This is a genomic window from Delftia sp. GW456-R20 (assembly GCF_001622915.1).
GTDB lineage: Bacteria > Pseudomonadota > Gammaproteobacteria > Burkholderiales > Burkholderiaceae_C > Comamonas > Comamonas acidovorans.
Genome location: NZ_LWCN01000004.1, coordinates 2,934,506 through 2,959,828, shown reverse-complemented (window position 1 = coordinate 2,959,828; position 25,323 = coordinate 2,934,506). Strand labels below are relative to the sequence as shown.

Here is a 25,323-nt window from a genome sequence, read left to right as displayed (position 1 = left end):
ACAAAATGGCAAACACAGCGCCCACCGCACAGGGCGACCCCCGAAAGAGCACCAGCACAGGCACACGCCACGACCGCCAGGCCTGGTCGGTCCTGGCCGTCAGCACCCTGGCCTTCACCGTCTGCTTCATGGTCTGGATGATGTTCGGCATCATCGGCATCCCCATCAAGAAGATGCTGGATCTGAACGCCACGCAGTTCGGCCTGCTCACGGCCATGCCCGTGCTCACGGGCTCGCTGGTGCGCGTGCCGCTGGGCATCTGGACCGACCGCTTCGGCGGGCGCATCGTGATGGCGGTGCTGATGGCCGTCACCGTGCCCGCGATCTGGGTGATGGGCTATGCCACCGAGTACTGGCACTTCCTGACCATCGGCCTGTTCGTGGGCCTGGCGGGCGGCTCGTTCTCGGTGGGCACGCCCTATGTGGCGCGCTGGTTTCCCAAGGAGCGCCAGGGCATGGCCATGGGCATCTACGGCGCGGGCAACTCGGGTGCGGCGGTCAACAAGTTCGTGGCGCCGGTGATCCTGGTGGCCTTCGGCTGGGCCGCCGTGCCGCATGCCTATGCGGCCATCATGCTGGGCGCGCTGGTGCTGTTCTGGCTGTTCAGCCACAGCGACCCGGCCCACCTGGTGCCCAGCAACGTGCGCTTCAGCGACCAGTTGAAGGCGCTCAAGGACCCGCGCGTGCTCAAGTACTGCCAGTACTACAGCATCGTCTTCGGCGGCTATGTGGCGCTGAGCCTGTGGATGGTGCAGTACTACGTGGGCGAGTACGGCCTGGACATCCGCGTGGCGGCCCTGCTGGCGGCCTGCTTTTCGCTGCCGGGCGGCGTGCTGCGCGCCATCGGCGGCTGGCTGTCAGACAAGTACGGCGCGCACAGCGTGACCTGGTGGGTGCTCTGGGTGTGCTGGATCTGCCTGTTCCTGCTGTCCTATCCGCAGACCGATTTCACGGTGCTCACCACCGAGGGCAGCACCCGCTTTCACCTGGGCCTGAACGTCTATGCCTTCACCGCGCTGATGTTCGTGCTGGGCATTGCCATGGCCTTCGGCAAGGCCAGCGTCTTCAAGTACATCAGCGACGACTACCCCGGAAACATCGGCGCCATCAGCGGCATCGTGGGCCTGGCCGGCGGCATGGGCGGCTTCATCCTGCCCATCCTGTTCGGCGTGCTGCTGGACTGGACGGGCATCCGCTCCAGCGCCTTCATGCTGCTGTACGGCGTGGTCTGGGTGTCGCTGATCTGGATGTATTTCACCGAGGTGCGCCGCACCGACGTGCTCAACAGCCACGGCGGCCACAGCGATGTGCAGCCGGCCGCGCGCTGAACCGCAGGAGTTGCACATGCATGCGAACACCAAGACCGCCGCAAAGGCATCCGCGCGCAGCCGCCCCGGCAGCGTGCTGACCCTCTGGCGCCCCGAGGACAGGCAGTTCTGGGAGCGCGAGGGCGAGGCCATCGCCAGGATCAACCTCTGGATTTCGGTGCCCGCCCTGTTCCTGGCCTTTGCCATCTGGCAGGTCTGGAGCGTGGTGGCCGTGAACCTGCCCGCGCTGGGCTTCACCTACTCCACCAACCAGCTGTTCTGGCTGGCGGCCGCGCCCGCGCTGTCGGGCGCCACGCTGCGCATCTTCTATTCCTTCATGGTGCCGCTGATGGGCGGGCGCCGCTGGACGGCGCTGTCCACGGCCTCGCTGCTGATCCCGGCCATCGGCATCGGCTACGCCGTGCAGGACGCCAGCACCGGCTATCCGACCATGCTGATCCTGGCCCTGCTGTGCGGCCTGGGCGGGGGCAACTTCAGCTCCAGCATGGCCAACATCAGCTTCTTCTTTCCCAAGGAGCGCAAGGGCTCGGCCCTGGGCGTGAACGCGGGCCTGGGCAACCTGGGCGTGTCGGTGGTGCAGTTCCTGAGCCCGCTGGTGATCACGGCCGGCATCTTCGGCGTCTTCGGCGGCGATGCGCAGACCATCACCAAGGCCGGCGAGACCACCCGGGTGTGGGCGCAGAACGCGGCCTTCATCTGGGTGCCGTGGATCGCCATCGCCTCGCTGGCCGCCTGGTTCGGCATGAACGACATCGCCGACGCCAAGGCCAGCTTCGCGGCCCAGGCCGCCATCTTCCGGCGCAAGCACAACTGGGTGATGTGCCTGCTGTACCTGGGCACCTTCGGCTCGTTCATCGGCTTTGCAGCCGGCTTTCCGCTGCTGATCAAGAGCCAGTTCCCGGCGGTCAACCCGCTGGCCTATGCCTGGCTGGGCCCGCTGTTGGGCGCGCTGTCGCGGCCCTTTGGCGGCTGGCTGGCCGACAAGGCGGGCGGCGCGCGCGTGACGTTCTGGAACTTCCTCGTCATGGCCGTGGCCGTGGTGGGCGTGCTGTATTTCCTGCCCAAGGGCAGCGGCGGCTACGCGCTGGGCTTCGGCCCTGCCGAGGGCAGCTTCATGGGCTTCTTCCTGATGTTCCTGGTGCTGTTCCTGACCACGGGCATCGGCAACGGATCGACCTTCAGCATGATCCCGGCGATTTTCCTGGCCCTCAAGCAGCGCGAGCTCGGCGCCCATCCCAGCGAGGAAGCGCAGGCCCATGCTCTCAAGGAGGGCAATACCGAAGGCGCGGCCGCCCTGGGCTTTGCGGGCGCGCTGGGAGCCTACGGCGGCTTCTTCATCCCCAAGAGCTACGGCAGCTCCATCGCCGCCACGGGCGGGCCCGAGCTGGCGCTGTGGGTGTTTGCCGCCTTCTATGTGCTGTGCGTGGGTGTGACCTGGTGGTACTACGCGCGCAGGAACGCCGAGATGCCCTGCTGAGTCCTGGGCCGCAGACCGCACCGCAACGAACAACAAGGAGTCCCGCGATGAGCCATTTTCTGGACAAGCTTTCCTACTTCTCCCTGCCCCGGCAGGAATTCTCCAACGGCCATGGCCAGGTGACGGGCGAGGACCGCACCTGGGAAGACGCCTACCGCGACCGCTGGGCGCATGACAAGGTGGTGCGCTCCACGCACGGCGTGAACTGCACGGGCTCGTGCTCGTGGAAGATCTACGTCAAGGGCGGCATCGTGACCTGGGAGACCCAGCAGACCGACTACCCGCGCACGCGCGCCGACCTGCCCAACCACGAGCCGCGCGGCTGCGCGCGCGGCGCCAGCTACAGCTGGTACCTGTACAGCGCCAACCGCGTCAAATACCCCATGGTGCGCGGCCGGCTGCTCAAGCATTGGCGTGCTGCCCTGGCCGTGGCCAGGAGCCCGGTCGATGCCTGGGCCGCCATCGTCGAGAACGCGGATGCGCGCAGCGAGTGGCAAAAGCAGCGCGGCCTGGGCGGCTTCGTGCGCAGCAGCTGGGACGAGGTCAACCGCATGATCGCGGCGGCCAACGTCTACACCATCAAGAAGCACGGGCCGGACCGCATCATCGGCTTCTCGCCGATTCCGGCCATGTCCATGATCTCGTATGCCGCAGGCAGCCGCTACCTGAGCCTGATCGGCGGCGTGTGCATGAGCTTCTACGACTGGTACTGCGACCTGCCGCCGGCCAGCCCCCAGACCTGGGGCGAGCAGACCGACGTGCCGGAGAGCGCCGACTGGTACAACTCCAACTTCATCATCGCCTGGGGCTCCAACGTGCCCCAGACGCGCACCCCCGACGCCCACTTCTTCACCGAGGTCCGCTACAAGGGCGCCAAGGTCGTGGCCGTCACGCCCGACTACTCCGAGGTCGCCAAGCTGGCCGACCTGTGGATGCACCCCAAGCAGGGCACGGATGCCGCCGTGGCCATGGCCATGGGCCACGTCATCCTCAAGGAGTTCTACTTTGGCGAGCGCGGCCGCCCGGCCTATTTCGAGGACTATGCGCGCCGCTACACCGACCTGCCGCTGCTGATCCGCCTCAAGCGCCAGCAACTGCCCGACGGCCGCACGGCCCTGGTGCCCGAGCGCTATGTGCGCGCCAGCGACTTCGACGGCCACCTGGGCCAGGACAGCAACCCCGAATGGAAGACCGTGGCCTACGGCGAGGACGGCGGCGTGGCCCTGCCCAACGGCTCCATCGGCTTTCGCTGGGGCGAGGCCGGCCGCGCCGACGAGGGCCTGTGGAACCTCGAATCCAAGGAGGCGCGCACGGGCAACGACGTGCAGCTCAAGCTCTCGGTGCTGGACGGCCAGGGCGTGGACAGTGAAGTGGCCGACGTGGCCTTCCCCTACTTCGGCGGCCTGCAGTCGCCGGGCTTCGACGCCAACGAGCAGGGCACGGATGTGCTGCTGCGCCGCGTGCCCGTCTCGCGCATGATGCTGGACGGCGAGGAGGCCATCGTGGCCACCGTGTTCGACCTACTGGCGGGCAACTACGGCATCCACCGCGGTCTGGAAGGCGAGGGCGCTGATGGCGGCTATGACGCCGATGCGCCCTACACCCCGGCCTGGCAGGAAAAGATCACCGGCGTGCCGCGTGACCAGGTGATCGCCATTGCGCGCCAGTTCGCCGACAACGCCGAGAAGACGCGCGGCAAGTCCATGGTCATCATCGGCGCGGCCATGAACCACTGGTACCACTGCGACATGAACTACCGCGGCATCATCAACATGCTGATGCTGTGCGGCTGCATAGGCCAGAGCGGCGGCGGCTGGGCGCACTACGTGGGCCAGGAAAAGCTGCGCCCGCAGACCGGCTGGACCGCGCTGGCCTTTGCGCTGGACTGGCTGCGCCCGCCGCGCCAGATGAACTCCACCAGCTTCTTCTACGCCCACACCGACCAGTGGCGCTACGAGAAGCTGGGCGTGGAAGAGGTGCTGTCCCCGCTGGCCGACCGCAGCCAGTACGGTGGCGCCATGATCGACTACAACGTGCGCGCCGAGCGCATGGGCTGGCTGCCCAGCGCACCGCAGCTGCAGGCCAACCCGCTGCAGCTGGTGCGCGACGCCCAGGCCCAGGGCCTGGACGTGAAGGACCACGTGGTGCAGTCCCTGCAGGACGGCTCGCTGTCCATGAGCTGCGAGGACCCCGACCACCCGGCCAACTGGCCGCGCAACATGTTCGTGTGGCGCTCCAACATCCTGGGCAGCTCGGGCAAGGGCCATGAGTACTTCCTCAAGCACCTGCTGGGCACCACCCATGGCGTGCAAGGAAAAGACCTTGGAGAACAAGACCCCCCCGATGCGCTGCGCGCCTCCCCCCAGGGGGCGGCCGGCTTGGGGCGGCCCGGCGCCGGCCATTCGGCCAAGCCGCAGGAAGTGCGCTGGCACGACAGGGCGCCCGAAGGCAAGCTGGACCTGCTGGTCACGCTGGACTTCCGCATGAGCACCACCTGCCTGTACTCGGACATCGTCCTGCCCACGGCCACCTGGTATGAGAAGAACGACCTCAACACCAGCGACATGCACCCCTTCATCCACCCGCTGTCGGCGGCCGTGGACCCGGCCTGGCAGGCCAGGAGCGACTGGGAGATCTACAAGGGCTTCGCCAAGTCCTTCAGCGAGGTCTGCGTGGGCCACCTGGGCGTGGAAAAGGATGTGGTGCTGACGCCGCTGATGCACGACACCCCCGCCGAGCTGGCCCAGCCCGATGGCGTGCGCGACTGGAAGAAGGGCGAGTGCGCCCTGATCCCCGGCAAGACCGCGCCGCAGATTGCCGTGGTCGAGCGCGACTATCCCAACCTCTACAAGCGCTTCACGGCCCTGGGCCCGCTGATGGACAGGCTGGGCAACGGCGGCAAGGGCATTGGCTGGAACACCGAGACCGAGGTGGAGCAGCTGGGCGAGCTCAACGGCCTGGTGCGCGAGGAAGGCGTGAGCCAGGGCCGCCCGCGCATCGTCACCGACATCGACGCCACCGAGGTGGTGATGATGCTGGCGCCCGAGACCAACGGCCACGTGGCCGTCAAGGCCTGGGAGGCGCTGTCGAAGCAGACGGGGCGCGAGCACGCCCACCTGGCCCTGCACCGCGAGGACGAGAAGATCCGCTTTCGCGACATCCAGGCCCAGCCGCGCAAGATCATCAGCTCGCCCACCTGGTCGGGCCTGGAAAGCGAGAAGGTCAGCTACAACGCCTGCTACACCAACGTGCATGAACTGATCCCATGGCGCACCCTCACCGGCCGCCAGCAGTTCTACCAGGACCATCCGTGGATGCGCGACTTCGGCGAGGGCTTCGTCAGCTACCGCCCGCCCGTGCACATGAAGGCGCTGCAGGAAGTGCAGGGCCAAAAGCCCAACGGCCACCCCGAGATCGCGCTGAACTTCATCACGCCGCACCAGAAGTGGGGCATCCACTCCACCTATGGCGACAACCTGATGATGCTCACGCTGGCGCGTGGCGGCCCCATCGTCTGGCTCAGCGAGGACGACGCCAAGAGCGCCGGCATCGCCGACAACGACTGGGTGGAGCTGTACAACGCCAACGGCGCCATCGCGGCGCGGGCCGTGGTCAGCCAGCGCGTCAAGCCGGGCATGGTGATGATGTACCACGCGCAGGAGAAGACCATCAACACGCCGGGCTCGGAGATCACCGGCACGCGCGGCGGCATCCACAACTCGGTCACGCGCATCGTGCTCAAGCCCACCCACATGATCGGCGGCTACGCGCAGTACAGCTACGGCTTCAACTACTACGGAACCATCGGCACCAACCGCGACGAGTTCGTCCTGGTCCGAAAGATGCGCCGCATAGATTGGCTGGATGAAGAGGTGAACACCCCCTGAGTCGCTACGCGCCTTCCCCCTCTCTCGCTACGCGGGAGGGGGACGACAGCCTCGCTGCGGGGCGGCCCTTGCTTGCTGTCCCCGATATGGGACCGCTACTCCGCAAAGCCTGCGGTTTCAAGGTGCCACGCGCACCCCTCGAAGAAAACGTGCACACACGTTGAAAGGACAAACACGATGAAAATCCGCGCACAGATCGGCATGGTGCTGAACCTGGACAAGTGCATCGGCTGCCACACCTGCTCCGTCACCTGCAAGAACGTCTGGACCAGCCGCCCGGGCGTCGAATACGCCTGGTTCAACAACGTCGAGACCAAGCCCGGCATCGGCTACCCGCGCGAGTGGGAAAACCAGGCCAAGTGGAACGGCGGCTGGATGCGCCGCACGGACGGCTCCATCGCGCCCCGCCAGGGCGGCAAGTGGAGCCTGTTGATGCGCATCTTCGCCAACCCCAACCTGCCCCAGATCGACGACTACTACGAACCCTTCACCTACGACTACGAGCACCTGCAGTCGGCCAGGGAAAGCAAGGCCGCGCCCACGGCGCGCGCGCGCAGCCTGATCTCGGGCCAGCGCATGGAGAAGATCGAATGGGGTCCGAACTGGGAGGAAATCCTGGGCGGCGAATTCAGCAAGCGCAGCCATGACGTGAACTTCGAGCAGATCCAGAAGGACATCTACGGCCAGTTCGAGAACACCTTCATGATGTACCTGCCGCGCCTGTGCGAGCACTGCCTGAACCCGGCCTGCGTGGCGTCCTGCCCCTCGGGCTCGATCTACAAGCGTGAGGAGGACGGCATCGTCCTCATCGACCAGGACAAGTGCCGCGGCTGGCGCATGTGCGTCTCGGGCTGCCCCTACAAGAAGATCTACTACAACTGGCAAAGCGGCAAGGCCGAAAAATGCATCTTCTGCTACCCGCGCATCGAGGCCGGCCAGCCCACCGTCTGCTCCGAAACCTGCGTGGGCCGCATCCGCTACCTGGGCGTGCTGCTGTACGACGCCGACCGCATCGAGGAAGCGGCCAGCGTGGAGCGCGACCGCGACCTCTACCAGGCGCAGCTGGACATCTTCCTGGACCCCAATGACCCCGAGGTCATCCGCCAGGCCCGCATCGACGGCATCCCCGACGCCTGGATCGAGGCCGCACAGTCCAGCCCCGTCTACAAGATGGCCGTGGACTGGAAGGTGGCCCTGCCGCTGCACCCCGAGTACCGCACCCTGCCCATGGTCTGGTATGTGCCGCCGCTGTCGCCCATCACCTCGGCGGCGAACGCCGGGCATCTCGACAGTGTCGGCCGCAGCCCCATCAATGGCGACCTGCCCGATGTCTCGCAGCTGCGCATCCCCGTGCAGTACCTGGCCAACCTGCTCACCGCCGGCGACACCACGCCCGTGGTGCGCGCGCTGGAGCGCATGCTGGCCATGCGCGCGTACCAGCGCAGCAAGCACGTGGACCAGGAACAGAACCTGGCCGTGCTCCAGTACGCGGGACTGACGGTGCACGAGGTCGAGGACATGTACCAGACCATGGCAATCGCCAACTACGAGGACCGCTTCGTCATCCCCTCGGCCCACCGCGAATACGCCGAAAGCGCGTTCGATTTGCGCGGCGGCTGCGGCTTCTCGTTCGGCAACGGCTGCTCCGACGGCAACACCGACGCCAGCCTGTTCGGCGGCAAGAAGCCGCGCACCATCCCCATCCGCGCGCAAATGTGAGGACTGCCGCCATGTTCAATCACAACACCTCCACCCCCGTGCGCCTGACGCTGCGCGCGCTGGCCTGCCTCATCGGCTACCCGGGCGCCGAGCTGCGCGCCCTGCTGCCGGGCCTGATCGACGCCCTGCGCCTGGAGCAATCCGTGGCGCCCGCGCGGCTGCGCGAGTTGCAGCAGCTGGCCGAGCAGCTGCAGTCCATGGACCCCTTCGAGGCCGAGGCCCGCTACGTGGACACCTTCGACCGGGGCCACCAGACCTCGCTGCACCTGTTCGAGCATGTGCACGGCGACTCGGCCGACCGGGGTCCGGCGCTGATCGACCTGCAGCAGACCTACGAGCGCGCGGGCCTGGCCTTCGAGGCCGACGAACTGCCCGACCACCTGGCCGTGGTGCTGGAGTTCGCCTCCACCCAGCCGCCCGCCATCGCCCGTGAATTCCTGGGCGAGATGGCCCACATCCTCAACGCCCTGTTCACGGCGCTGGCGCGGCGCGACAGCCCCTACGCCAGCGTGATCGCGGCCGTGCTGGAGATCACCGGCCACCGGGCCGAGCGCGTGGAAATCCGCCCCGAGCCCGCCATGGACGAGGCCTGGGCCGAACCCGCCGCCTTCGACGGCTGCAGCAGCCAGGGCAAATCCCGCCCCGGCGCCGAGCAGCCCGTGCATTTCGTGCGCCGCACGGCGGCGCCCCAAGCCCAAGGACCCCGCCAAAGGAGCCTGACATGACCCCCTCCTGGATAGACCACCTGCTCTTCGGCCTCTACCCCTACATCTGCCTGGCCGTGTTCTTCATCGGCAGCTGGCTGCGCTTCGACCGCGACCAGTACACCTGGAAGAGCGATTCATCGCAGCTGCTGCGCAGCGGCAGCCTGCGCTGGGGCAGCAACCTGTTCCACATCGGCGTGCTGTTCCTGTTCTTCGGCCATACCGTGGGCATGCTCACGCCGCACTTCGTCTACGAGCCCTTCATGGCCGCAGGCGCCAAGCAGCTGCTGGCCATGGTCAGCGGCGGCATCGCGGGCACGCTGGGCTTCATCGGCCTCACCATCTTGCTGCGCCGCCGGCTGTCGGACGTGCGCATCCGCGCCAACTCCAGGTTCAGCGACATCGCCATCCTCTGGCTGCTGTGGCTGCAGCTGCTGCTGGGCCTGGCCACCATACCGCTGTCGGCAAAGCACATGGACGGCTCCATGATGATGGCCCTGGCCGAATGGGCGCAGCGCATCGTCACCTTCCGTGGCGGCGCGGCCGAACTGCTGGCCGAGGCCGGCTGGGTGTTCAAGGCCCACATGTTCCTGGGCATGAGCATCTTCCTGGTCTTCCCCTTCACGCGCCTGGTCCACGTCTGGAGCGGCTTCGGCACCCTGGTCTACCTGCTGCGCCCCTACCAGCTGGTGCGCTCGCGCCGCCTGGGCCTGCCCGCATCAGCGGCACGCCGTGATGCCAAGCCCGGCCATTGAGGAGATCGACATGGAACATGGATGCAACGGATCGGGCGGCGGCCACTGCGGCTGCGCGTCTCCAACCCCTTCTTCTTCTTCTTCTTCTTCTTCTTCTGCACCGATGGGGGATCTCCCGGCGATTCCCGAAGTGCCGGCCTTCCAGCCCGTGGGCGAGGCCGGTGCCGAGGTGGCCCGCATCAACGCCACGCCGCTGCACGCACCCGGACAGCGCCCGCCCGAGCGCGAACTGCGCCAGCGCGCCTGCACCGAGCTGCTGCGCCAGGCGGCCCAGCGCGAAGGCCTGCTGGGTGCCGATGATGCGGCCGGCGACGACGGCGTCATCAGCGAGCGCGCCTCCCAGGCCATAGAGCAGCTGCTGGAGCAATCGCTGCACCTGCCCGAGCCCGGCGAGGACGCCTGCCGCCGCCACTTCGATGCCAACCCCACGCGCTTCGCCCAGGGCGAGCGCGTGCGCCTGCGCCACGTGCTGTTTGCCGTCACGCCCGGCGTGGACGTGCGTGCCCTCACCCAGCGGGCCGAGGCCCTGCTGATCGAGCTGCGCTGTGCCGACGACGCCGGCCTGCGCTTTGCCGAGGCCGCGCGCCAATGGTCCAACTGCCCCAGCGGCCAGCATGGCGGCGAACTGGGCTGGCTGGGCCGCAGCGACTGCGCGCCCGAATTTGCGCGCGATGTCTTTGCCTCCCAGGAAATCGGCGTGCTGCCGCGCCTGGTGCACAGCCGCTTCGGCCTGCACGTGGTTGAGGTCTGCGCGCGCGAGGCGGGCGTTCTGCCCGACTGGCAGCAGGCGCGCCCGGCCGTCGCCCAGGCCCTGCACCAGCAGACCTGGGTGAGCGCGCTCCACCAGTACCTGCAACTGCTGGCCGGCCAGTCCGAGGTGGTGGGCGTGCGCATCGCTGCGGCCGACTCGCCGCTGGTGCAATAGCCGGGGACGTGCCCATGCCCGATGACGAACTGCTGCTGCGCCTGCGGCGCTTCCACGAGCACGCCTTCCCGCAGTACCGCGCGCAGTTCCGCACCCTGGTCGAAGAGGGCCAGCATCCCACTACGCTGTTCATCGGCTGCTCGGACTCGCGCCTGGTGCCCTACCTGCTCACGGGGGCGCCGCCGGGCGAGCTGTTCCTGGTGCGCAACGTGGGCGCCTTCGTGCCGCCGTACGACGGATCGCACGGCCACCACGGCACGGCGGCGGCCATCGAATTCGCCGTGCTCAACCTGCAGGTCAGCCGCATCGTGGTCTGCGGCCACAGCCACTGCGGGGCCATCAAGGCCCTGTATGGAGAGGTCTCGCCCGAGGCGCGCAACCTGCAGCGCTGGCTGGACCTGGGCCGCGAGGCCGTGCTGCCCGTGCAGGCCGGCCCCGAGGCGCTGCGCCGCACCGAGCAGCGCGCCGTCGTGCTGCAGCTCGAACGGTTAATGGACTATCCCATGGTGCGATCGCGGGTAGAGGCCGGGCAGCTCAGCCTGCACGGATGGCACTATGTCATCGAAGACGGCGAAGTCCATGTCTTCGATGTCCAGACCGGCCGCTTTGTTGCGGCATCTCAAGCTCCGCACAGCGGCACCGGGCCGTACCCGCCCTACGTGGAGCATGATGGACAAGTGCTTGTCGACTGAGGCCCGAGCAAGTGCCAGGGACGGCGGCAGGCAAGTCAACACGGGAGCCATGCCAATGCATCGCGAAAACCTGGGCCGCGCGCAGGACGCGGCGGATCTGCAGCCCATCAGCCTCGATGTGCTGCGCGAAAAATACCTCAAGGACGGCGAGACCGGCGTGGGCGAGCTCTACGCCCGCGTGGCCCGCGCCCTGGCCTCGGTCGAGCCCGAAGCGCGCCGCGCCGAATGCGAGGCCCTGTTCCTGGCCAACCTGCAGGCCGGCGCCATAGGCGCGGGGCGCATCATGAGCGCGGCCGGCACCGACCTGCAGGCCACGCTGATCAACTGCTTCGTGCAGCCCGTGGGCGACTGCATCCAGGGCGTGGACGACGGCGGCTACCCCGGCATCTACGAAGCCCTGCGCGAAGCCGCCGAAACCATGCGCCGCGGCGGCGGCGTGGGCTACGACTTCTCGCGCATCCGCCCCCGCGGCGCCGAGGTGCGCGCCACCGCCTCGCTGGCCTCGGGCCCGTGCAGCTACATCAACGTCTTCGACCAGTCCTGCGCCACCGTGGAAAGCGCGGGCGCGCGGCGCGGCGCCCAGATGGGCGTGCTGCGCATCGACCACCCCGACGTGCTCGAATTCATCACCGCCAAGCGCACGCCGGGCCGCTGGAACAACTTCAACGTCTCGGTCGGCGTCAGCGACGCCTTCATGCAGGCCGTGGCCGAAGACCAGCCCTGGCACCTGGTGCACCGCGCCCGCCCCGGCACCGCCCTGCTGGAGCAGGGTGCCCACCAGCGCGCCGACGGCCAGTGGGTCTACCAGACCCTGCCCGCCCGCACGCTGTGGGACACCATCATGCGCTCGGCCTACGACTTCGCAGAGCCCGGCATCCTCTTCCTGGACCACATCAACGACGACAACAACCTGCGCTACTGCGAGGAGATCGCGGCGACGAATCCTTGCGGCGAACAGCCGCTTCCCTCCTACGGCTGCTGCGACCTCGGCCCCGTCATCCTCACGCGCTTCGTGCGCCATCCGTTCGGCTTCGCGGGCGAGCCTGTGTTCGACTTCGAGGCCTTCGAGCGCGCCGTGGCCGTGCAGGTGCGTGCGCTGGACAACGTGCTGGAGCTGACCTGGTGGCCGCTGCCGCAGCAGCGCGAGGAAAGCGAGGCCAAGCGGCGCATCGGCGTGGGCTTCACGGGCATGGGCAATGCGCTGGCCATGCTGCGCCTGCGCTACGACGCGCCCGAGGGCCGGGCCATGGCCGCGCGCATTGCCGAGCGCATGCGAGATGCGGCCTATGGCGCCTCGGTGGAGCTGGCGCGCGAGAAGGGGGCCTTCCCCAAGTTCGACGCCGATGGCTATCTGGCCGAAGGCACCTTCGCCAGCCGCCTGCCCGAGGCGCTGCGCCAGCGCATACGCCAGCACGGCATACGCAACAGCCACCTGCTGTCCATCGCGCCCACGGGCACGGTCAGCCTGGCCTTTGCCGACAACGCCTCCAACGGCATAGAGCCGCCGTTCTCCTGGACCTACAAGCGCAAGAAACGCACGGCCGATGGCGGCAGCGCCGAGTACGCGGTCGAAGACCATGCCTGGCGCCTGTACCGCTCGCTGGGCGGCGACGTGCAGCAGCTGCCCGACTACTTCGTCAGCGCGCTGCAGATGCCTGCGGCCGGCCACATCGCCATGATGCAGGCCGTGCAACCCTTCGTGGACACGGCGATCTCCAAGACCGTCAACGTGGCGGCCGACTATCCCTACGAGGACTTCAAGGACCTGTACCGCCAGGCCTGGAAGGCCGGCCTCAAGGGCCTGGCCACCTACCGGCCCAACACCATCCTGGGTGCCGTGCTCGAAACCCATGCGCCCGAATCTGCTGAAAAGCCGGCCTCCCCCGCGCCGGCAGGGGCCGCGGCTTCCGGACCCGACCCGCTGCGCACCGTGATAGAAAGCCGCCCGCAGGGCGCGCTGGACGCCGTGGCCGAGAAGATCGAGTACTGGACCCAGCAAGGCCCCAAGCGCCTGTACCTGGTCGTCTCCTTCCTGCCCGTGGTGCTGCCCGATGGCCGCACGGTGGACCGCGCCATCGAATTCTTCATGCCCGTGGGCCAGAGCGGCGAGTCCCAGCAATGGGTGACCTCCAGCATGCGCCTGCTGTCACTGGCCGCGCGCGGCGGCTTCCTGGAGCGCGCCCTCAGCGATATGCGCAAGGTGGCCTGGGACCGGGGCCCCGTGCGCCTGGGCACCCACCAGCGCGAAGACGGCGCGCGCGTGCCCATGTGGCACGACTCCGAGGTGGCCGCCATCGCCTATGCGGTGCAGAACATCCTGGCCCGGCGCGGCAGCGGCGCACCGCCCGCGCCATCGCCGCTGCCCGAGCCCGAAGCTCTGGCCACCGACCCCATGGTCATGGCCGGCCGCAAATGCGAGGAATGCGGCGCCCATGCCGTGATCCGCAAGGACGGCTGCGAGTACTGCACGGCCTGCGGCCATCTGGGGAGTTGCGGGTGAAAGTTACCGTGGCCCCGTGCCCGCAGGGCGATGCCGTGCCCGGCTGGCGCGCGCCCGGCACGGGCTTCGACCAGCCCTTCGAAATGCTCGAAGCCTGCCACGAGCGCGTGCTGCGCATGCTGGCGCTGCTGGACCGGCTGCGCGTGTATCTCCGGACCAAAGGTTGCGACGACAGCGCACGCCAGGCGGCGCACGACATCCTGCGCTACTTCGACCAGGCGGCGCCGCTGCACCATGAGGACGAAGAGTTGCATGTCTTCCCGCCGCTGCTGGAGCAGGGCGATGCGCAGACCGTGGCCCTGGTGCAGCGCATGCAGCGTGAGCACGGCCTGATGAGCGCCGACTGGGCGCTGGCGCGCCCGCCGCTGCTGGACATGGCCGAGGGGCGGACCCAGGGTTTTGGCGCGGCTGACGAGGAGGTGTTCGAACGCTTCGCGGCCTGCTATGCCAGCCATGTCGAGAATGAAGAGCGGCTGGCCTACCCCCAGGCACGCGGCCTTCTGCCAGAGGCAACGCAGGCGGCCATGGGCCGTGAGATGGCCGTGCGGCGCGGCGCAGACCTGTCGCGCCGGTAGCGCTTCGGTAGTGCCGCCTGCAGCGCGCGGGCGCAGGCGCGGCGATACTCGCAGGCTTCCGGCCTTGCCCTGCCTTTCGCCCACGAGCCCACGCCCTCATGTCCGCGCGCCGCCCCATCCCCCTGCTTCGCATTTCGCTGACCCTGCTGGGCGCCTTTGCCGCCGCCCAGCTGTGCCTGTGGCTGCGCACGCCGCTGCCCTGGATGCTGGGGCCGCTGATCGCTACCTCGCTGGCCTCCATCCTGGGCGCGCCCACGGCCAGTGCGGGCCGGCTGCGCAACGGCGGGCAGTGGATCATCGGCGCCTCGCTGGGCCTGTATTTCACGCCGGCCGTGGTGCAGTTGATTGCGGGGCTGTGGTGGGCGATTGCCGTGGCCATCGTCTGGGCGCTGCTGCTGGGCTGGGGCTTCGGCGCCTGGTTGTACCGCGTGCATGCGCCGCGCATGCCGCAGATACCGGCTGGCGAGATGCGCGCCACCACCTACTTCGCGGGCGCCATTGGCGCGGCCTCTGAAATGACGCTACTGGCCGAGCGCGAGAACGCGCGCACCGACCTGGTGGCGGCCAGCCACAGCCTGCGCCTGGTCATCGTCACCGTGAGCATTCCGTTTGCGCTGCAGTGGAGCGGCCTGCACGGGCTGGAGGGGCTGACGCCGCCCAGCATCCGCATCGTCGAATGGCCGGGGCTGGCGCTGCTGGCCGTGCTCACGGGCCTGGGCGCCTGGGCCATGGACCGGCTCAAGCGGGCCAACCCCTGGTTCCTGGGCGCGCTGCTGGTGTCCATGCTGCTGACCATGTGCGGCCAGGAACTGTCGGCCGTGCCCCAGGCCCTGGTCAATGCGGCGCAGCTGGTGATCGGCATCAGCCTGGGCGTGCGCTTCAAGCGCGAATTCCTGCACACCGCGCCGCGCTGGCTGGGCTCCGTGGCCGTGGGCACCGTGGGGCTCATGGCGATCTGCGCGGGCTTTGCCTGGCTGCTGCACCTGGCCGTGGACCTGCCCTGGGTCACGCTGCTGCTGGGCACCTCGCCGGGCGGCATCACCGAGATGGCCATCACCGCCAAGGTGCTGCAGCTGGGCGTGCCCGTGGTCACGGCCTTCCAGGTCTGCCGGCTGATCGCCGTGCTGCTGCTGGTGGCGCCGCTGTTCCGCTGGGTGGAGGCGCGCGGGCCGGCCGCGTCGCGCACGGCCTAGGGCCCACCTCACCACAGCCCACTGTCGCTGGTAGACACCGCAATCGCACCACCGGCCAGCGCCTGCTGGACCTGGTCCTGGCTGCAGACGAAGCCCGAAGCCACCAGGGGCGGCAGGATGCGGCGCTCGGCCTCGGTGATGTGGGCCAGCATGGGGGCGGGCATGATCTGCACGAGGTTGGGGTCGCTCTGCTCCACGGCCTTGATGCTGCGCGGCCAGGTGGAGCGGTCGGTGACGAAGACCTTTTGCATGGTCAGCAGCCCGGCCTTGTTGGCGCGCTGGATGGTGGCCACGCGCGTGGACAGCAGGCTGCTGGCGCCCAGGTCCACAAGGTAGTCCACGCCGCTCTTGTCGGGCGAGATGCCGTCGCAGCTGTCGATGTTGACGATGGCGATCTTGCCCGCCCCGGTGATGGTGGAGATCACAGAGCGCAGGCGGCGCAGTTCGATGTTGGCGACGATGGCGACTTCGGCCTGGCTGGCCAGCAGCGCGTCCATCTGCTCGGCCCCGTACAGGGTGGCGATGACGGGGCGGCGCGCCAGCCGCGCGCCCAGGGAGTTGTCCGGGCGGCCCATGTCAGAGGTCCAGCCCCAGCTTGCCGGGGTTGAGCAGGTTCTTGGGGTCCAGCATGCGCTTGGTTGCCTCCAGCAGCGCAAAGGCCGGGCCCAGCGACTGCCGCATGTAGGGCGCGCGCAGCAGGCCCACGCCGTGGTGGTGGCTGAGCGTGGCGCCGTGGCGCAGCAGCACGGCGTTGGCCGCGTCCCAGGCCGCGCGGTACCACTGGGCGCGCTGGTCCACGGCCACCTCGCCGCGCAGCGAAAAGTACAGGCAGGCGCCATCCACATAGGCATGCGACTGGTGGGCCGAGCCGGCCAGGGTGCCGGGGATGGCCTGCAGCGCGGCGACCACTTCCTCGTAGATGGCCGGCAGGTCTTTCCAGGGGCCGCACATCTCCAGCGTGTCGGCGACGAAGCCCGGGCCTTTCTTGAAGCCCTCGGCGCTCTTGCCGGTCAGGTAGCGCGTGTCCAGCCAGCGCTCCAGGGTGGCGGCGCCGTCCAGCCGTTCACCCAAGGGTGCACACACACGCTCGCAGATGGCCATGACGGCATCGACAATCTCGGGCGCGCCTTCGTCGGCGATCAGCAGCACGTTGAGGTCGCTGCGGCCGAATTGCACGCCGCTTTCCAGCGCGTCATACAGCCGCAGCGCGGCGGGGTTGGCGCCTTGCTGCAGGATCTGGCGGCAGGCCTCCAGGCCCTGGGCAAAGCTGGCGAAGCCATAGGCGATGGCGCGGCCGTGGTCGGGCAGGCGGTGCAGCTTGAAGCGGATGCGCACGATCACGCCCAGCGTGCCTTCCGAGCCGATGAACAGCTGCTGCAGGTCCGGCCCGATGGCCGCGCGCGCGTAGCCGCCCACGGTGACGAGGCGGCCATCGGCCAGCACCACATCCATGCCGTGGACCATGTCCTCGATCTTTCCGTAGCGCGTGGACAGCTGGCCTGCGCCCCGGCAGGCCACCCAGCCGCCCACGGTGCTGATGCCGAAGGACGAGGGCCAGTGGCCCATGGTCATGCCGTGGCGGCGCTGGATGGTTTCCTCGAACACGTCGCCGAACATGCCGGCCTCGACCTCGACGATCTGGCTTTGCTCGTCCATGGCGATGAAGCGATTGAGTTCGCACAGGTCCAGCACGATGCCGCCGCGCAGGGGCAGGGCCGCGCCCGTGACGTTGCTGCGCCCGGCCGAGACGGTGACGGGAATGGCGTGCGCGTCGGCAATGCGCATCACGGCCTGCACCTGCTCCACGGTGGATGCATGGGCGATGACGGCCTGCGGCGTGGCCGGGTGGCCCGAGGTCTCGGCCACCATGGTGCGGGCCCACCAGTCGCGCGTGCCGGCGACGATCTCGGCGCGCTCGGTCTGCACGCGGTCGCAGGCGGTGCGCAGTGCGGCGAGCGCGGCCTCGGGCACGGCCACGGGTTCGTGCTGCAGGCCGCAGGCAGGACCTTCGGAGGCAGGGCGGTCGGCTGCAGGTGCGGCCTGCGCCGCCCAGCCCGGTGTCGTGGGGGCGCCCACCACGTAGTTGCGGCGGTTGTAGCCGCGGGCGATTGCGTCTTTGCTCAGCATTGGATGTCTCCCATCAAAATCTGTTTTTCGCGCTCCACGGCGCGGCGGTAGTCGTGGACCTGTTGCGCCACCTGCGCGGGTGCCAGTCCCAGTTCATCGGCCAGGATGTCGCCCACGCGCTGCGCGGCGTGGGCCGAGGCATCGCGCGCCATGAGGCGGGCGCGCAGGCGGCGCGAGAGCACGTCGTCCACGCTGGCCGCCATTTCGTGGCGCACGGCGTAGAGGACCTCAGCCTCGGTATGGGGCAGGCCCTGCACGATGGGCCGGGCCAGTTCGGGCCGTGCGGCCAGCAGGTCGCTGACGAAGCGCGCCTCCGTGCCGTAGCGCTCGCCCAGGTGGGCCGAGAGGCCGCCCGTGGCCGTGATGGCCTGGGCGTCGTAGCCGGCCGCGCCCAGCACAAAGGCCGAGGTGGTGGTGCAGCGCGTGCGCCGGCCCAGCAGTTTCTCGACGGCGTCCACGGTCTGCTCGGCCATGTGGCGCGAGGTGGTGAGCTTGCCGCCGACGATGGTGACCAGGCCGTCGGCTGCCACATGGATTTCGTGGTTGCGCTTCATCTCCACGGTCTTGCCGCCGGGCGGGCCGACCAGGGGGCGGCAGCCGGCGATGGAGCCGACCACGTCCTCGGGCGAGAGGTCCACCTTGAGTGCGGAGCGCGCGCCTTCCAGCAGGAAGTCCAGCTCGGTGCGCGTGCAGTGCACATCGTCCAGGCCACCTGCGTAGTCCTCGTCGGTGGTGCCCAGGTAGGAGACATCGCCCCAGCGCGTGATGGTGGCGCGCCGGCTGCGGCCCGGCACGGGAATGGTGACGGTGCAGTCGTTGCGTATGCGCAGCCAGGGAATGGCCACGTGCACGCCCTTGGCGGGGCGCACGTGCAGCCGGGGCTCCTGGCCGGGCTTGCGGCCATCCCAGTCGCGCAGCCACACGCCCGTGGCCATGACCACGCTGCGCGCGCGCACCGTGATCTCGCGGCCATCGGCCTGGACGATGGCGCCATCCACGCGGCCGTGGGCGTTGCGCGTGACAGCGGTGGCCTGGCAGTGGTTGAGCACGGCCGCGCCGTGGAAGGCCGCGGTGCGCGCCACGGCCAGCGTGAGCCGCGCATCGTCCACGCGCGCGTCGAAGTACATGTAGCCGCCCAGGAGCTGCTCTTCGCGAAAGCTCGGGCAGTGCGACAGCACCTCGGCCTTGCCGAGCTTGCGGTGCAGGATGCCTTCGCGCCAGCCGCCGGCCAGGTCGTAGGTCCACAGCAGGCTGCCGAAGGCCTTGGCCAGGCGGGCGTCGAAGACGCCGTCGCGCTCCATCACGGGAAACAGGAAGGGCAGGCGCTGCACCAGGTGCCGCGCATTGCGGCGCAGGCGCTGGCGCTCCAGCAGCGAGTGCCGCACCAGCCCCAGGTTGCCCTGCTCGATGTAGCGCAGGCCGCCGTGCACCATCTTGGAGGACTTGGACGAGGTGCCCGAGGCGAAGTCGTCCTTCTCCACCAGCGCCACGCGCAGGCCGCGCAGGCTGGCGTCCAGCGCCGCATAGGCGCCCGTGATGCCGCCGCCGATGACCAGCAGGTCGAAGGCCTCGTCGCCCAGCCGCGCGAGCTGGTCCGCGCGCTGCAGCTGCAGCGGCGCGGTCTGGGTCAGTGCGGCGCTATCCCTGCGTTCCTTGCCAAAGGGCCATTGCATCATGCGCAGCCCTCCAGGGCGGCGCTGCGGCCGGGGGCCCGGGCGCGGGCCAGTTCGTCGCCCACGCGGGCGCGCCAGATGCGGCGGCGCTCGCCGCGCTCGTCGGCCGCCATGCGCGGGGTGAAGACCGCTTCGGTGCGCAGCGTGGCGCAGGCCTGCTCCAGCCCGTCCCACAGCAGGCCCGCGCTGCCGGCCATGAAGGCGATGCCGCGCAGGCTGGCCTTGTCGGTATCGGCCAGACGGCGCACGGGCAGGCCGCCCAGGTCGGCCTGGATCTGCAGCAGGGCATCGCTGCCCGACAGGCCGCCGCCCACCAGCAGCTCGCCCACCTCGGTGCCCGAGGCCGCCTCGTCCGCCTGCACGCAGGAGGCCACGGAATGCGCAATGCCTTCGAGGATGGAGCGCGCCAGCTGCGGCCGCGAGGTGGCCATGGACACGCCCGAGATCGAGGCCCGCGCGCCCGGCTCCATGGCCGGCAGGCGCAGGCCGGTGAGCGCGGGGATGAAGACCAGGTCGGCCGGCGTCTCGGCCTCGCGGGCCAGGGCGCTGATCTGCTGCGGGTTGTCGAACCACTGCAGCTTCTCGCAGATCCAGTTGAGCGCCGAGCCCGTGGTGGGCACATAGGTCTCGATGGCATAGCGCGAGACACCGCCCATGCGCCGCGCCGTCATGGTCAGCGAGCTTTCATGGGCCGCGTCATGCGCGGGCAGCTTTGTTCCCGTGAGCACATCGACGAAGCTGCCCGTGCCATGCACGCACAGCGCCTGGCCCCGCTCCAGGCAGCCCAGGCCCACGGCGGCCGCATGCTGGTCGCCCGCGCAGGCCAGGATGGGCACGGCCAGGCCCAGCAGCTCGGTGCGCGTGCGGCCGAAGTCCTGCACGTCCTCGCACAGGCGGGGCAGCAGCTCGGCGGGAAACTCCAGCGCGTCCAGCCAGTCCTGCAGGTAGCGGTGATCGCCCAATGCATAGGCGTTGCCCGAGGTCACATTGGTGGGCGTGGTGACCACGGCGCGCGCATCCGACAGATGCCACAGCAGCCAGGAGTCGATGGTGCCGAAGGCCAGGCGGCGCTGCTGCCAGGCACGGGCCACGGCCGCATCCTCACGCAGCTTGCGCGCGGCCCACAGGTAGGGCGAACGCACGCCCACGGGCCGGCCCGCGTGGCGGATCAGCCGCGCATCCCAGTCGCCGGCCAGCAGGGCCAGTTCGTCGCGGTGGCGCGAGTCCTGCCAGACCATGATGGGCGCCAGCGACCGGCCCGTGGCCGTATCCCAGAGCACGGCCGAGCAGCGCTGGTTGGCAATGGCCAGGGCCACGATCTGCTGGCCGCAGCCCTGGGCGCGGGCGATGGCGCGGCGGCACACGTCCAGCGTGCGCTCCAGCAGCAGGTCGGCGTCCTGCTCGACCACGCCGGGGCGCGGGCAGTGGATTTCCAGCGGCAGATAGTCCTGGGCGGACACCTGCCCGTCGCGTCCCACGACGGCGGCGCGCGTGCCCGAGGTGCCTTCGTCTATGCAAAGGATCACGGCTTCATGGTGCATGGGGTGGTCTCTTTCAGGCGGTGGTTTGAGCGACCTTGGCGGGCGGGGCGGCATCGTCCGCGAACTGGGGCGCGCCGGGCTCGTCGTCGGGATTCACCGTGGTGCGCGTGGGGTCCCAGCGGATGGAAAAGCAGACGATGCTGGCCAGCAGCGGCACCACGGACAGGATGAGGAAGGTGTTCTCCAGCCCGTACTGCTGGCGGAACAGCGGGAACACCAGCAGCCCCAGCGCCGCGCCCATGGCGCCCAGCGCGCCGATCACGCCGTTGGCGCCCGCGCGCAGCTCGCTGCGGAACGACAGCGTGGACAGGCTCTTGCCGTTGGCGCCGGGCCCGCCCGAGTGAAAGAGGATGAACAGCGAGGGCACGGCCACGGCCAGCCAGATGGGCATGCGGCCGTTGAACAGGCCCAGCACCAGCAGCATCAGGAACACCAGCGCAAAGCCGAAGGCCGAGGCCCGCCGCAGGCCCAGCCGGCGCCCGATGACGGGCGACAGGAAGCCGCCGACGATGCCGAACACGTTGAACACCAGCGCGCCCAGCGTGGCCTCGCGGAAGTCCTTGCCGAACAGCGAGGCGCTGATCAGCGGCAGGTACCAGCCCACGGCAAAGTACTGGATGGACTGGCCTATCTGCACCGTGGCCGCCAGCAGCGTGCGCGGCAGGTAGATGCCGCGAAAGATCAGCAGCACATTGGCCAGGCCGCGCCGGGCCGGGTTGAGCACGGGCAGGCGCTCGGCAAGGGGCGCTGCCCTGAAGGTCTGGCCATAGATGCGCGTCATGGCGCGGGCCGCGTCGTCCAGCCGCTCCTTGCGTGCCAGCCAGGTCGGGCTTTCCACCAGCAGCGCGGCCTGCATGCCCAGGATGAACACGCCGAACACGGCCGTGGCCGCGACCGAGTAGCGCCACAGCGAATCGCCCACGTCCCAGGAGTGGAACCACAGCGCCAGCACCAAGTTGCTGCACACGGCCATGTACCACATGCCTTGCCAGACATTGAGCCGGCTCTTGAGGCGTGCGGGCGTGAATTCGGCCAGCACCGCCATGGCGATGGCGAAGTCGATGCCATAGGCCGCGCCCACGAAGAAGCGGCCGAAGAGGATGGTGGCGTAGTCGGGCGCCATGCTGACCAGCAGCGCACCGGCCACGGCCAGCACCTTGGCGATGACCAGCGGGCGCATGCGGCCCCAGCGGTCGGCCATCCAGCCGCCGATGGGGTTGAAGGCGATGGACACCCAGGAAGCCAGCGACGTCATCCAGGCCACCTCGGCCGGCGTGAGCTGCTGGTCGCGCGTCATGGGCCCCAGGCCCACGCTGAGCGCGGAGTTGGAAAAGGCGTCGAGGAAAAGGCCGCCGAGTGCCAGCCACCAGATGGTGCCGGCGCGGCCTGAAATGCCCTGGCGTGCGTCGATGTACGAGATGACATCCTGAACGCCACGAATGCTGTGGCCTGTGGTTTGCATCGCTGCCTCCTGGTTGTCTGCAAGAGGCCGGCGCACACCACACAGGCGTGACAAGACCATCTCACAGATGGTCTTCAAATCTTGAACCTGCGCTCAGGATTCTAGGCAGGAGGCGCGGGCTGCGGATCGGTGAAAGCACCAGGGTCCGTGCAATGGCCGCGCCCAAAGAAAAAGCCCGCCGCAGAGAACCTGCGGCGGGCTTGGCACGCGGCCCCTTCAGGGGGCCGTGCGCTGTGTGCTGTTGTCAGTGGACCACGACGGGCTGCTGGGCCAGGCCGGCGTAGCGATCCAGCGCGTCTTCCACCTCTTCCTCGGTGGGGGCGTCGAGCTGCCAGGCAATGATCTGCTTTTGGAACATCTCGGCCCAGGAACCGTCCAGGTAGACCTCCTTGCCCGAGCGCTTGTCCACGATCTCGAAGCCGTGGCGTGGCAGTTGGCGGGCGGTGTCGACTGCCTCATTGCCAGCCGTTGCATCCGGATCCATGTCGGGACGCAGATGGAGCACCACAAAAGATTCGGAGTCGTAAAGCATTTGCATGGTGTTCCCTTTCTGGCCCGTTGCCGGGCGTCGCACAGCCTACATGGCTGCGAAGCGCCGGATTTCAAGAACCGTGGGGGTCCCGATCTATCACAGGCACTTGCATGCAGTATTCCACGGATTGGCATGCGCGGCGGCGTGCGCCGCAGGCCGCGCTGTGGTAGGCGGGCGGCAGCGGTGCCTGCAAGTGCCGGCCTACCCGCGATCAGGGCGCCTGGCGGCCCTTGAGCTGCAGGTCGGCGAAGTCGCCGTTGTCCTGCGCCAGCCGGATGCGCACGGGCAGGTATTGCATGGATGGCGCCAGCCACAGCGAGGCCTGCTGGTCATCGCCGGCCGCCGCGATCTTGTCCAGCCGCAGCGCCTGCGTGCTGCCCGAGGGCAGGTGCAGCGTCTCGGTCTCACCCACGCGGAAGGTCCAGCGGTCGGCGCGCCGTGCGCTGACGGTGATGAAGCTGATCTGCGTGCCCGCCGGGTAGCGCTGCGGCGCCGCCGCCAGCAGGGCCGACAGCTGCAGGAACACGCTGAGCCGGTCCTGCGCGCCGGGCGCGATGGCGGCATCGGGCGCGCCCGTGCTGAAGTGCGCCAGGTTCTGGTCGAACGCCAGCTGCGCCGATTGCTCCTTGCGTGCCTTGTCGTTGAAGCGGCTGGGCTCCAGGCCCCTGTCCGTGATGCGGCCTTCACTGGTTTGCGAGCGTGAGCCCAGCAGGAACAGGCTGACTTCCTGGCTGGCCTGGTACTGGCCGTTGGCATGGCGCCAGACCAGCTCGGCACTGGCCGAGTAGTTGAAGCGCTTGGCCTGGCCGGTGACTGCGAACGACAGCCGCGCGGGATCGGGCAGTTGCACGGGAACGGGGGCGTCGGAGGCCAGCGGCGTGCCATCGGGCGAGGTGATGGCCATGCCCTGGGCCGGGCCGGCCGAGGGAGTGGGCGGTGTTTCGGGTTCGGGCTTGGGAGCGGGCGGCGCCGGCGGTGTGGTCGGGGTTGCCCCGCTGCCGGCATCGGCGGTTTCAGAGGCTTCCGATGCGGCAGGCTCCGGCGCTGCGGCCATCGGCAAGGGTTCGACGGTTTCGCGGATGGGCGTGTCCAGCGGCTCGGGCGTGGGCGCGGCGGGTGCCGGGCGCTGGACCTTGGGGCGAGGCTGCTGCGGCTTGGGCGCAGGCGCCTTCGGTGCGGGTACGGGCGCTGCAGGCGGGGGGGCGGGTGGCTCGGGCAGGGACAGCGCCCGCGTCTGCATGGCTGCCACCTCGGTGTGCGGCGCTGACACCTGGCTCCACAGCGGCAGGCCCAGCAGGGCCAGGGCGTGCACGCCCAGCACCACGGCGGTGAGGGCGGGCAGGGCGCGCTGGCGTAGGTGCATTTCAGGCATTCCAGCCCAGGTCCTGGGACAGCTGGACGCAGGCCTCGCGCAGGGGGGCATCGATGGCGCCGCCGTATTCGGGGTCGAAGGTGGCAATCGAGCCCAGCGTGGTCAGGCCCAGCACGATATGGCCCGAGGATTCGAAGACCGGCGTGCAAAAGGCCACGATGCCGGGCAGCACGGTATCGACCACGCGGGCGGTGCCGCGCTCGCGCACCTCGGCCAGCATGGCGTCTATGGCCTCGGGCGTGAGCGGCAGGTCCTTGCGCTGGATGCGGCGGGCCTTGTCCAATTCGGGCTCCAGCAGCGGGGCCGTGACCTCGCGCGGCAGCCAGGCCGCGAAGCAGCGCCCGGTGGCCGAGGCCAGCATGGGCATGACGTCGCCCAGGCGCAGGTTGGCGGTGACCGACTGGGCGCTTTCCTCCCAGTGCACGATGGTCGGCCCGTGGTTGCCCCAAACGGCGATGGCCGCCGTGTGGTGGATGCGCTCCATGAGTGCGGGCATGCGTTCGCGCGCCAGCCGCACGGGGTCCAGCCGCGCCAGCGAGGCCAGGCCCAGCTTGAGCGAGGCCGGGCCCAGGTCGTAGCGGGAGGTGCGCGCGTCCTGGGTGACCAGGCCGATGCGCTGGAAGCTCACGAGGTAGCGGTGCGCCTTGGCGGCGCTCATGCCGGCGTCGGATGCCAGGTCCTTGAGCATCTGCGGGCCCCGGGCGCGCGTCAGCGCCTCCAGCAATGTAAAACCGACCTCGACCGATTGAATCCCTGCGCGTTCCTTGTCCATTGCAATAGAATTTGGTTTTGTTTAGTTAAATCAATTTAACTTATCGTAATTCGTGGCTGCGTCGCCATGGGTATCCAGGCCGCTGCCCG

The 25,323-nt window shown here is 69.2% G+C and carries 19 protein-coding genes; 11 read left to right on the top strand and 8 right to left on the bottom strand.

Annotated elements, in window-relative coordinates; genetic code table 11:
- Positions 1 to 5 precede the first annotated feature (5 nt).
- The 11 genes from A4F85_RS18520 to A4F85_RS18470 all read left to right on the top strand — a co-directional run bounded on the left by A4F85_RS18520 (position 6) and on the right by A4F85_RS18470 (position 15,755).
- A complete protein-coding gene (locus A4F85_RS18520; RefSeq protein WP_012203038.1) occupies positions 6 to 1,328 on the top strand; it encodes an MFS transporter in 1,323 nt (440 codons plus the stop codon).
- A gap of 16 nt (positions 1,329 to 1,344) precedes the next feature.
- A complete protein-coding gene (locus A4F85_RS18515) occupies positions 1,345 to 2,805 on the top strand; it encodes an MFS transporter (protein ID WP_063328024.1) in 1,461 nt (486 codons plus the stop codon).
- A 47-nt stretch (positions 2,806 to 2,852) separates the two neighbouring features.
- A complete protein-coding gene (locus A4F85_RS18510; protein ID WP_063327396.1) occupies positions 2,853 to 6,692 on the top strand; it encodes a nitrate reductase subunit alpha in 3,840 nt (1,279 codons plus the stop codon).
- A 177-nt stretch (positions 6,693 to 6,869) separates the two neighbouring features.
- Positions 6,870 to 8,411 (top strand): nitrate reductase subunit beta, encoded by a 1,542-nt coding sequence (gene narH, locus A4F85_RS18505; RefSeq protein WP_043820333.1) that lies wholly within the window; start codon positions 6,870 to 6,872, stop codon positions 8,409 to 8,411.
- An 11-nt stretch (positions 8,412 to 8,422) separates the two neighbouring features.
- Positions 8,423 to 9,136 carry a nitrate reductase molybdenum cofactor assembly chaperone gene (gene narJ / locus A4F85_RS18500; RefSeq protein WP_063327395.1) on the top strand — a complete coding sequence of 238 codons (714 nt, stop codon included), beginning with the start codon at positions 8,423 to 8,425 and terminating at the stop codon, positions 9,134 to 9,136.
- Complete coding sequence (gene narI, locus A4F85_RS18495) at positions 9,133 to 9,870, top strand: respiratory nitrate reductase subunit gamma (protein ID WP_063327394.1); 738 nt, start codon at positions 9,133 to 9,135, stop codon at positions 9,868 to 9,870. Before narJ ends, narI begins: the two co-directional genes overlap by 4 nt.
- A gap of 103 nt (positions 9,871 to 9,973) precedes the next feature.
- The gene (locus A4F85_RS18490; RefSeq protein ID WP_063327393.1) at positions 9,974 to 10,795 is read left to right on the top strand and encodes a peptidylprolyl isomerase; all 822 of its coding nucleotides are present in this window, start codon (positions 9,974 to 9,976) and stop codon (positions 10,793 to 10,795) included.
- 14 nt (positions 10,796 to 10,809) lie between these two features.
- Positions 10,810 to 11,487, top strand: a complete 678-nt coding sequence (locus A4F85_RS18485) for a carbonic anhydrase (protein ID WP_034390039.1) — start codon at positions 10,810 to 10,812, stop codon at positions 11,485 to 11,487.
- A 55-nt stretch (positions 11,488 to 11,542) separates the two neighbouring features.
- Positions 11,543 to 13,987 carry an adenosylcobalamin-dependent ribonucleoside-diphosphate reductase gene (locus A4F85_RS18480; RefSeq protein WP_063327392.1) on the top strand — a complete coding sequence of 815 codons (2,445 nt, stop codon included), beginning with the start codon at positions 11,543 to 11,545 and terminating at the stop codon, positions 13,985 to 13,987.
- Entirely contained in the window at positions 13,984 to 14,562 is a 579-nt protein-coding gene (locus tag A4F85_RS18475) for a hemerythrin domain-containing protein (protein WP_063327391.1), read from the top strand. The genes A4F85_RS18480 and A4F85_RS18475 overlap by 4 nt, the downstream gene beginning before the upstream one ends.
- Positions 14,563 to 14,660: 98 nt before the next feature.
- On the top strand, positions 14,661 to 15,755 hold the full coding sequence (locus A4F85_RS18470; RefSeq protein ID WP_063327390.1) for an AbrB family transcriptional regulator: 1,095 nt from the start codon (positions 14,661 to 14,663) through the stop codon (positions 15,753 to 15,755).
- A gap of 8 nt (positions 15,756 to 15,763) precedes the next feature.
- On the opposite strand, the gene A4F85_RS18465 is transcribed toward A4F85_RS18470, so the two are convergent.
- The 8 genes from A4F85_RS18465 to A4F85_RS18430 all read right to left on the bottom strand — a co-directional run bounded on the left by A4F85_RS18465 (position 15,764) and on the right by A4F85_RS18430 (position 25,234).
- Positions 15,764 to 16,330: a glycerol-3-phosphate responsive antiterminator gene (locus A4F85_RS18465; protein ID WP_063327389.1), complete on the bottom strand. Its 567-nt coding sequence runs from the start codon at positions 16,328 to 16,330 to the stop codon at positions 15,764 to 15,766.
- A 1-nt stretch (position 16,331) separates the two neighbouring features.
- Entirely contained in the window at positions 16,332 to 17,882 is a 1,551-nt protein-coding gene (locus A4F85_RS18460) for an FAD-binding oxidoreductase (RefSeq protein WP_043820319.1), read from the bottom strand.
- Complete coding sequence (locus A4F85_RS18455; RefSeq protein WP_043820317.1) at positions 17,876 to 19,558, bottom strand: glycerol-3-phosphate dehydrogenase/oxidase; 1,683 nt, start codon at positions 19,556 to 19,558, stop codon at positions 17,876 to 17,878. Before A4F85_RS18455 ends, A4F85_RS18460 begins: the two co-directional genes overlap by 7 nt.
- A complete protein-coding gene (locus A4F85_RS18450; protein WP_063327388.1) occupies positions 19,555 to 21,096 on the bottom strand; it encodes an FGGY family carbohydrate kinase in 1,542 nt (513 codons plus the stop codon). The genes A4F85_RS18455 and A4F85_RS18450 overlap by 4 nt, the downstream gene beginning before the upstream one ends.
- Before the next feature lie 13 nt (positions 21,097 to 21,109).
- Complete coding sequence (locus tag A4F85_RS18445) at positions 21,110 to 22,558, bottom strand: MFS transporter (protein WP_034390051.1); 1,449 nt, start codon at positions 22,556 to 22,558, stop codon at positions 21,110 to 21,112.
- Between the two features lie 244 nt (positions 22,559 to 22,802).
- On the bottom strand, positions 22,803 to 23,096 hold the full coding sequence (locus tag A4F85_RS18440; RefSeq protein ID WP_012203054.1) for a BTH_I0359 family protein: 294 nt from the start codon (positions 23,094 to 23,096) through the stop codon (positions 22,803 to 22,805).
- Between the two features lie 205 nt (positions 23,097 to 23,301).
- Complete coding sequence (locus tag A4F85_RS18435; RefSeq protein WP_063327387.1) at positions 23,302 to 24,462, bottom strand: DUF3108 domain-containing protein; 1,161 nt, start codon at positions 24,460 to 24,462, stop codon at positions 23,302 to 23,304.
- Positions 24,455 to 25,234 carry an IclR family transcriptional regulator gene (locus A4F85_RS18430; protein WP_063327386.1) on the bottom strand — a complete coding sequence of 260 codons (780 nt, stop codon included), beginning with the start codon at positions 25,232 to 25,234 and terminating at the stop codon, positions 24,455 to 24,457. The genes A4F85_RS18435 and A4F85_RS18430 overlap by 8 nt, the downstream gene beginning before the upstream one ends.
- Positions 25,235 to 25,323 lie beyond the last annotated feature (89 nt).